General features: G+C 36.8%; 12 protein-coding genes and 1 pseudogene. 12 read left to right on the top strand and 1 reads right to left on the bottom strand.

The features are described from left to right. The first annotated feature begins 481 nt into the window (after window positions 1-481). From rd to OCV61_RS18825, 11 genes and pseudogenes are all read left to right on the top strand, one after another. Window positions 482-646, top strand: coding sequence for a rubredoxin (gene rd, locus OCV61_RS11930; protein ID WP_015524975.1), 165 nt, complete (start codon window positions 482-484; stop codon window positions 644-646). A gap of 76 nt (window positions 647-722) precedes the next feature. After that, complete coding sequence (locus tag OCV61_RS11935) at window positions 723-1157, top strand: bacteriohemerythrin (RefSeq protein ID WP_019161195.1); 435 nt, start codon at window positions 723-725, stop codon at window positions 1155-1157. A 261-nt stretch (window positions 1158-1418) separates the two neighbouring features. Then, window positions 1419-1568: a hypothetical protein gene (locus tag OCV61_RS11940; RefSeq protein WP_015524977.1), complete on the top strand. Its 150-nt coding sequence runs from the start codon at window positions 1419-1421 to the stop codon at window positions 1566-1568. A gap of 179 nt (window positions 1569-1747) precedes the next feature. After that, entirely contained in the window at window positions 1748-1960 is a 213-nt protein-coding gene (locus tag OCV61_RS11945) for a DUF6219 family protein (protein ID WP_158422007.1), read from the top strand. Between the two features lie 3 nt (window positions 1961-1963). Continuing rightward, window positions 1964-2419 (top strand): thioredoxin-dependent thiol peroxidase, encoded by a 456-nt coding sequence (gene bcp, locus OCV61_RS11950; protein WP_118035232.1) that lies wholly within the window; start codon window positions 1964-1966, stop codon window positions 2417-2419. Next, a complete protein-coding gene (gene yaaA, locus OCV61_RS11955; RefSeq protein ID WP_118583128.1) occupies window positions 2419-3165 on the top strand; it encodes a peroxide stress protein YaaA in 747 nt (248 codons plus the stop codon). Before bcp ends, yaaA begins: the two co-directional genes overlap by 1 nt. Before the next feature lie 75 nt (window positions 3166-3240). After that, window positions 3241-3399, top strand: a complete 159-nt coding sequence (locus tag OCV61_RS11960; RefSeq protein ID WP_117989806.1) for a rubredoxin — start codon at window positions 3241-3243, stop codon at window positions 3397-3399. Window positions 3400-3552: 153 nt separating this feature from the next. Then, the gene (locus OCV61_RS11965) at window positions 3553-4299 is read left to right on the top strand and encodes an SDR family NAD(P)-dependent oxidoreductase (protein WP_158422008.1); all 747 of its coding nucleotides are present in this window, start codon (window positions 3553-3555) and stop codon (window positions 4297-4299) included. A gap of 92 nt (window positions 4300-4391) precedes the next feature. After that, window positions 4392-4697 carry a thioredoxin gene (trxA, locus tag OCV61_RS11970; protein ID WP_005421612.1) on the top strand — a complete coding sequence of 102 codons (306 nt, stop codon included), beginning with the start codon at window positions 4392-4394 and terminating at the stop codon, window positions 4695-4697. Window positions 4698-4709: 12 nt separating this feature from the next. Then, window positions 4710-5030 carry a rhodanese-like domain-containing protein gene (locus OCV61_RS11975; protein ID WP_005421613.1) on the top strand — a complete coding sequence of 107 codons (321 nt, stop codon included), beginning with the start codon at window positions 4710-4712 and terminating at the stop codon, window positions 5028-5030. A 1-nt stretch (window position 5031) separates the two neighbouring features. Beyond that, window positions 5032-6723 (top strand): annotated as a pseudogene (locus tag OCV61_RS18825) (FAD-dependent oxidoreductase). 120 nt (window positions 6724-6843) lie between these two features. Here the strand turns inward: OCV61_RS18825 and OCV61_RS11985 are convergent. After that, entirely contained in the window at window positions 6844-7527 is a 684-nt protein-coding gene (locus OCV61_RS11985; RefSeq protein WP_158422009.1) for a Crp/Fnr family transcriptional regulator, read from the bottom strand. A gap of 166 nt (window positions 7528-7693) precedes the next feature. Here OCV61_RS11985 and OCV61_RS11990 point away from each other — a divergent pair, with 166 nt between their 5' ends. Further along, window positions 7694-8017: a thioredoxin family protein gene (locus OCV61_RS11990; protein WP_005330449.1), complete on the top strand. Its 324-nt coding sequence runs from the start codon at window positions 7694-7696 to the stop codon at window positions 8015-8017. Window positions 8018-8108 lie beyond the last annotated feature (91 nt).

Here is an 8108-nt window from a genome sequence, read left to right on the forward strand (position 1 = left end):
TCAGTGCGCCTTCCGGGCGCAAGCAGGGAATAGTCCCTTATAGGGACAGAGCAAGCCACCCGCTAATGGTGCTGTTTGGGCATTTGATTATGATAAGATGTTCTGTGTATTGATGGAAAATGAAATTTGTCGAAAGGTGTGTGAAAAGAATAAATATAACAGTTGGATGAATCTGATTGGACAGTATTGTGTTTCAAGGACTTAAAGACGAAGAAAGTTGTTGGAGAGAAATAATTTCCAGCAACTCTGTCTTTAATGAATAGAGTTCATTTTTTTATTCAACTATTCCCATGATATATACAATATGTAAATGTGCAATTCAAATATCAGTTTATGCTAAGTACAAAAATAATAATAATTACTATTATTGACAAAAGAATAATTATCATGTATAATACAGATATATAAAAAACAAAGTGTTAGAAAAATTGCTAGGAACTTGGTAACAAAAATAAATCGACATTGAAAAGGGAAAATGACTATGAAAAAATATGAATGTGAACCATGTGGATATATTTATGATCCGGCAGTAGGAGATCCAGACGCCGGTATCGCTCCAGAAACTGCATTTGAGGATATTCCAGATGACTGGACATGCCCAATCTGCGGATTAGGAAAAGATGTTTTCGTTCCTGTAGAAGACTAAGCAGAAAATGCAGGTACGAAACTGCCAGACATTAAAAGAGCCTAAGAGAACATATAAAAGAAATGGAGGTCAAATTATGACTTACGATTTAAACATTACCTTTGATGACAATTTAGTAACAGGAAATAAAACAATCGATACACAGCACAAAGAATTGATTGACCGTATTCAGAACTTTGTAATTGCCTGTCAAAATGGCGACAGCAAGGTAAAGGCAATCAAACTTCTGGATTATCTTAACGAGTATACTGACTTTCATTTTAAAGAAGAAGAAGCACTTCAGGAAAAAGCCGGTTATCCAGAGCGTGAAAAACATTATGAAAAACATGAAGAGTTTAAAAAGACAATTCAGGAACTGTATGAATACCTTCAGGAGTATGAAGGACCAACAGATCGGTTCAGTGAACTTGTACAGAAAAATGTAATCGACTGGCTGTTTGGACACATTAAAACATACGACCGCTCTGTGGCAAAATTTATCTTTATGAAACAAAATCCAGATCGATGCTAAAATAAACCAGGGAACGAGTTCACTCAGAATGTAGACAACGTGATGAAGTAAACTAGGGGCTGTCACAATGCAGCCCCTTTCCTGTTATAGCGATGTTCTAGGTAATATATTGCACTGGCATGACATATTATTTTACTACTACTATATGGGAAGAGCAAGCAGCTCTTCTTTTTTTGTCCTTTTTATCCAATTTTAAGTTGTAAAGTCTCTTTTCATTCGACAAAATTCTCCACAGACAGAGGATATGCGACGAGCATTGATATGAACATCTATTTATGGAAAGAGGATATTGAAGACGGGGAATCGGTAATGACAGCCGAATATAGACCTGTAGAATACGGAAAGGACTATGATGTTGTCAATAATCCTGATAAATTTCAACTATATATAGATGGAAAAGAGATTAAATAGTAATCTCCTGAAAGCAAGCTTTTTGTCAATTATTTCAAAGAAAAATTAAAGGATAACAATACATAGTTTTGACAATGATATTTTGAAAAAATTTATAGGAATGCTCTATTATCAAATTGACATAGGAATATGGTAGCGTATAATTAGAATTGAATACACTGAAAAAATGGAGGAATTACATGAAAGCACATAAATATTGGTCAGTAGGAGCATTGATCACAATGCTTGGGACTTTTTACACTGGATATAAAAAGCAAAAATCAAGTCACAAATACTTTGCTTTAAGTTCTATGTTATGTATGGTAGTGGCGATATATACAGGTCATAAAATGATTACCGGGAATAGGAAGAAAAAGGCGAATAAAGAGAAAGATACAGAAAGGGAGGGATAAATAATGTTGGAAGTAGGGGTTAAGGCACCGGATTTTGAGTTGCCAGATCAAAATGGGAAAATACATAGATTATCGGATTATACAGGAAAAAAAGTGATTTTATATTTCTATCCCAAGGATAATACAGCGGGATGCACGAAACAGGCATGTGGGTTTTCTGAGCGATACCCTCAGTTTACCGAAAAAGGAGCAGTTATTCTTGGAGTCAGTAAGGATTCTGTATCCTCTCATAAGAGATTTGAGGAAAAATATGGATTGACATTTACACTTTTAGCAGATCAAGAGCGGAAAGTTATTGAAGCATATGATGTATGGAAAGAAAAGAAAAATTATGGCAAAGTCTCTATGGGAGTAGTAAGAACCACATATCTTATTGATGAACAGGGGATTATTATAAAGGCAAATGATAAAGTCAAGGCTGCAGATGATCCTGAAAATATGCTCAAGGAATTAGATTAATGAAGATAATATTATCCCCTGCTAAAAAGATGATTACAGATACTGACAGCATAGCGCCGGATGGATTGCCTGAATTTATTGAAAAGACGACAGAGATACAAAGTTGGTTGAAAAGTAAGTCAAAAGAAGAACTGAAGACTATCTGGAAATGTAATGACAAAATTACAGAACAGAACTTCAATAGATTGGAAAACATGGATCTTTATCATTTACTTACCCCAGCTGTCTTATCATATGAAGGAATTGCTTTTCAATATATGGCTCCATCCGTGTTTGAGGACAGTCAGTTCGAGTATGTACAAAAGCATTTGAGAATAATATCTGCATTTTATGGTGTGTTAAAACCAAGGGATGGTGTGACGCCTTATCGTTTGGAAATGCAGACGAAGGTTGGAATAGGAGAAACAAAAAATCTGTATGAGTACTGGGGAGATTTATTATACCGCTCAGTGATTGATAACAGCAGGATTATAATCAATCTGGCATCGAAAGAATACTCTAAGTGCATAGAAAAATATCTGACACGACAGGATAGATACATTACGATTACATTTTGTGAGTTATCAGGAGATAAACTGGTGACAAAAGGTACATATGCTAAGATGGCCCGTGGTGAAATGGTTAGGTTCATGGCTGAAAACAGAATTGAAAATCCTGAGGATATTAAGAAATTTGATAGACTAGGCTATTCATTCCGCTCTGATTTATCATCAGATGCAGAATATGTTTTTGAACGGAAAAAATGATGATTGAATGATTATTTTAAATAAAAGGTAATCAGTAATATTGATTATTATAATAATAGAAGGAGGAACAAACTAATGAAATATGTATGTGACGTTTGCGGATGGGAATATGATGAAGAGGAAGGTTATCCTGAAGGTGGTATTGCATCAGGAACAAAGTGGGAGGACGTTCCAGAAGATTTTGAATGCCCATTATGTAATGTTGGAAAAGATCAGTTTTCAGAAGTTGAATAAAATTCTGATTATTTAAATACGGATAGATAAACAAAAACCCTGGTGCGTGTGAGCAACAGGGTTTTTTATTGCGATAGTTTGTGATGATATCACAGAAAATGATTTACCTTTTGCTTATAATGTAACTACAAACAAAGTAAGGAGGTAGTCTAAATGAGATTAAAAGATAAAGTTGCAATCATTACGGGTGGAAGCCGTGGTATAGGATTTGCTACAGCTGATAAATTCTTGAAGGAAGGTGCTTCAGTTGTGTTGGCAGCAAGTTCACAGGAATCGGCAGATGTTGCTGTAGATAAATTAAAAGAAAAATATCCCAATGCAATAGTTGCTGGAATTAGTCCAAATCTGGCAAGCATGGAGTCTGTCAGAAAGGCTTTTAAAGAGGCAACTGAAAAATATGGATGTGTCGACATACTGGTAAATAATGCAGGGATTTCAGAAAACACCTTATTTATGGATTATACAGAGGAGACTTTTGATAAAGTCATGGATCTAAATGTAAAAGGAGTATTTAATACTACTCGTGTAGCAGCAGAATGTATGGTGGCAAGAGGCAAGGGGGTCATTCTCTCAACTTCTTCCATGGTGAGTATTTCGGGACAGCCACGTGGGTTTGCTTATCCGGCATCGAAGTTTGCAGTAAACGGATTGACTGTATCATTAGCAAGAGAACTAGGACCTAAAGGTATTCGTGTTAATGCTGTTGCACCTGGGATTACAGAAACTGATATGATGAAGGCCGTGCCAAAGGAAGTTATCGAACCTATGATTGAAAGAATTCCATTGCGTCATCTTGGACAGCCAGAAGATATTGCCAATGCGTTTGTGTTTCTTGCTTCAGATGAGGCGAGTTACATTACAGGTGTTATATTAAGTGTAGATGGTATGGCAAGAAGTTAAGTTAATGAGGTATGGTGATGTAATCACGGAAAATAAATGAAATTAAGACTATAATAAATCTACAAAAAGAAAAAGATAAGGAGGACTGTAAAATGTCTGCTATTAATATCAATAAAAATAATTTTCAGAACGAAGTACTGAATTCCGATAAACCCGTTCTTTTAGATTTTTGGGCATCTTGGTGTGCGCCTTGCCGCATGGTAGTACCTATTGTAGAGGAGATTGCAAGTGAGCGTAGAGATATTAAAGTTGGAAAGATTAATGTAGATGAAGAGCCTGAACTGGCAAATAAGTTCAGTATTATGAGCATTCCGACTTTAGTGGTTATGAAGAATGGGAAGATTGTACAGCAGGTTTCAGGGGCGAGACCTAAGAATGCGATTTTAGAAATGCTTTAGGGAGGTGTGCTAATGGGATTTTTTGATCTCTTTAAACAGTCGAATATTAATCAAGGCATAGAAGAATATAAAAGGACTGATGATGCAGTTCTGCTGGATGTACGTACACCGCAGGAATATCAGGAAGGACATATACCAGAAAGTAAAAATGTGCCGTTGCAGCAACTTGACAATATTGCTTCTGTAGCGAAGAATAAGGATATCCCACTGTTTGTATACTGTTATTCCGGTTCACGAAGCCGTCAGGCAACTGGGATACTGCAACGAATGGGATATTCTAAAGTAAATAATATCGGTGGCATTGCAGCTTACTCAGGAAAGGTGGAAAAATAAGATGAAAGTAATAATTGTAGGAGGTGTAGCCGGAGGAGCTACAGCCGCAGCAAGAATACGCAGACTGAATGAACATGCTGAAATTACTATGTTTGAAAGATCCGGATACATATCCTATGCAAATTGTGGACTTCCATATTATATTGGAGACGTGATCACAGACCCGGAAGAACTCACACTATAGACACCAGAGAGTTTTTTTAAACGCTTCCGTATTAACATGAAAATTCATCATGAAGTTATCTCCATACATCCAGAACGTAAAACGGTTTCAGTGAAAAATTTAGAGAATGGTGAGATATTTGAAGAAAAATATGATAAGCTGATCCTCTCTCCAGGTGCAAAGCCAACACAGCCGAGACTTCCCGGAGTAGGTATTGATAAACTTTTTACACTTCGTACTGTAGAAGACACTTTTCGGATAAAGGAATATATAAATAAGAATCATCCAAAATCGGCTGTATTGGCAGGTGGCGGTTTTATTGGTCTGGAACTGGCAGAAAATTTGAGGGAGCTTGGCATGGATGTTACGATTGTCCAGCGGCCTAAGCAGCTGATGAACCCTTTTGACCCGGATATGGCATCCATGATCCATAATGAAATGAGAAAGCATGGGATAAAACTGATACTGGGCTATACAGTAGAAGGATTTAAAGAAAAAGACAACGGAGTGGAGGTCCTGTTGAAAGATAATCCATCCCTTCAGGCTGATATGGTAGTTCTGGCAATCGGAGTCACACCAGACACAGTATTAGCAAAAGAAGCCGGTCTGGAACTTGGCATCAAGGAAAGTATTGTAGTGAATGACAGAATGGAAACCTCTGTACCGGATATTTATGCTGCAGGTGATGCAGTTCAGGTAAAACATTATGTTACGGGTAATGATGCGCTGATTTCTTTGGCAGGACCAGCCAATAAACAGGGCAGAATCATCGCTGATAATATTTGTGGCGGTGATAGTCGTTACATGGGCAGTCAGGGAAGCTCCGTTATAAAAGTGTTTGATATGACAGCAGCCACTACAGGTATCAATGAAACCAATGCCAAAAAGTCAGGATTAGAGGTAGATACAGTAATTCTTTCTCCTATGAGTCATGCCGGTTACTATCCTGGTGGAAAAGTGATGACCATGAAGGTGGTTTTTGAAAAAGAAACCTATCGTTTGCTTGGTGCTCAGATTATTGGATATGAAGGAGTTGATAAACGTATTGATGTGCTGGCAACAGCAATCCATGCAGGGCTGAAGGCAACCCAGCTGAAGGATTTGGATCTCGCATATGCACCGCCTTATTCCTCTGCCAAGGATCCTGTAAATATGGCAGGATTCATGATAGACAATATAGCAAAAGGTACCTTAAAACAATGGCATCTGGAAGATATGGATAAGATTTCTAGAGATAAAAGTGTTGTGTTGCTGGATGTGAGAACTGTAGGTGAATTTAACAGGGGGCATATGGATGGATTCAAAAACATTCCTGTAGATGAACTAAGGGAACGTATCAATGAAATTGAGAAGGGAAAGCCTGTTTACCTGATATGCCAGAGTGGGCTGCGAAGTTATATTGCCAGTCGTATTCTGGAAGGAAATGGATATGAAACATACAACTTCTCCGGCGGATTCCGCTTCTATGATGCAGTTGTCAATGACCGTGCGCTGATTGAAAAGGCATATGCATGTGGTATGGATTATTAAAAATAATCATAATATTTTTATAATTTTCTCGTAATATAAAAAGATCCCCCATTTATTAGAATGACTTTCATAATTCTGATAAATGGAGGATTCTTCTTTATATGTTACAGAAAAACAATTTTATGACCTTTGGAGTGTTTCCAGTCTTTTTGGATCAAGGATTGTGATTTTGCCGCGGGAGAGTTTGACGAGACCCTCGCCTTGAAAGTATCGAAGCATTCGAGTGATAACTTCCCTGTGGGAACCAAGATGATTAGCAATCGTCTCATGAGTGATTTTCAGCTCGTTTGTTCCTTCGATAGAGGTCTCTTCTAAAAGAAATGAAGCAACACGCTTATCCAAACTCTTCCACATGATTTGTTCAATCAGCCACATGACATCAGAAAAACGGGTGGCCATTAACTCATTGGTATAGTTTGCGACGGGAGCAGATTCCTTCATAATGCCCTTATAGATTTCAGCAGGGATGATCCAAAGATCAGTATTTTTTTCTGCTTCAATGGTTACTTCAAATTGAATGGAGCGTATGATACATGAGGCGGATAAAAGACACATATCCATATCGAACAGACGGTAAAGTGTAATCTCTCGTCCTTCATCTGAAAGTATGTAAGTTCGAAGCTGCCCGGATTTAACCAGTAATAATCCAGTACAATCCAGGTTTCCATTGTGAATGATTGTCCCTTTTTTTACATACTGTGTGATTAAATTGTCTGAAATTATTTTTTTCTGTGCTGTATTTAAGTCATTCCATAGTGGAAAACAATTTTCGAAGTTCATAACCGTTATCTCCTTTACGAACATAGTATACTTGCTTTTTTTAGATGCGTCAATTATATAACTGGCATATGCCATAAATAGAAATAAAAAGAAGTGTAATAAAGTAAATTATCTTTTCTGTGATATCATCACGGAAGCAAGCACTTATTTGGGGTATATTAAGTTCAAATAGGAGAAGGAGTTGAAAAATATGACATCTATAAATATAAATAAAGAAAAGTTTGGGCAATTAATTCATAAGGAAAAACCGGTTTTGGTTGATTTCTGGGCACCTTGGTGTGGTTATTGCCGTAGAATTGGAGCGGCTTATGAAAAAATAAGTGAAGAATACAGCGATATTCTTATTGCTGGAAAAGTAAATATTGATGAAGAACCACAGATTGCAGAAGCTGAAAAGATTGAGATAATTCCTACGCTGGTTTTATATCGAGATGGAAAGGCAATAGATTCTATTGTTGCACCTGAATCAAAAATAATGATAGAGAATTTTATTAATGAAGCATTGGAAAAATAAAAGGAGCTTCTTGTATAATTCAAATATAAGGAATTCCGAGAAAGAAGGTTGAGAAAAAAATACCTCAGAGTAAAATAAGATTACTGACTTT

Source organism: Blautia ammoniilytica, assembly GCF_025566965.1.
GTDB classification, from domain to species: Bacteria; Bacillota; Clostridia; order Lachnospirales; family Lachnospiraceae; genus Blautia_A; species Blautia_A ammoniilytica.

What these genes read in the sequence shown, in the direction of transcription:
- rd (WP_015524975.1), top strand. Translation starts at nt 482, where the DNA reads ATGAAAAAATATGAATGTGAACCATGTGGATATATTTATGATCCGGCA.
- OCV61_RS11935 (WP_019161195.1), top strand. Translation starts at nt 723, where the DNA reads ATGACTTACGATTTAAACATTACCTTTGATGACAATTTAGTAACAGGA.
- OCV61_RS11940 (WP_015524977.1), top strand. Translation starts at nt 1,419, where the DNA reads ATGAACATCTATTTATGGAAAGAGGATATTGAAGACGGGGAATCGGTA.
- OCV61_RS11945 (WP_158422007.1), top strand. Translation starts at nt 1,748, where the DNA reads ATGAAAGCACATAAATATTGGTCAGTAGGAGCATTGATCACAATGCTT.
- bcp (WP_118035232.1), top strand. Translation starts at nt 1,964, where the DNA reads ATGTTGGAAGTAGGGGTTAAGGCACCGGATTTTGAGTTGCCAGATCAA.
- yaaA (WP_118583128.1), top strand. Translation starts at nt 2,419, where the DNA reads ATGAAGATAATATTATCCCCTGCTAAAAAGATGATTACAGATACTGAC.
- OCV61_RS11960 (WP_117989806.1), top strand. Translation starts at nt 3,241, where the DNA reads ATGAAATATGTATGTGACGTTTGCGGATGGGAATATGATGAAGAGGAA.
- OCV61_RS11965 (WP_158422008.1), top strand. Translation starts at nt 3,553, where the DNA reads ATGAGATTAAAAGATAAAGTTGCAATCATTACGGGTGGAAGCCGTGGT.
- trxA (WP_005421612.1), top strand. Translation starts at nt 4,392, where the DNA reads ATGTCTGCTATTAATATCAATAAAAATAATTTTCAGAACGAAGTACTG.
- OCV61_RS11975 (WP_005421613.1), top strand. Translation starts at nt 4,710, where the DNA reads ATGGGATTTTTTGATCTCTTTAAACAGTCGAATATTAATCAAGGCATA.
- OCV61_RS11985 (WP_158422009.1), bottom strand. Translation starts at nt 7,527, where the DNA reads ATGTTCGTAAAGGAGATAACGGTTATGAACTTCGAAAATTGTTTTCCA.
- OCV61_RS11990 (WP_005330449.1), top strand. Translation starts at nt 7,694, where the DNA reads ATGACATCTATAAATATAAATAAAGAAAAGTTTGGGCAATTAATTCAT.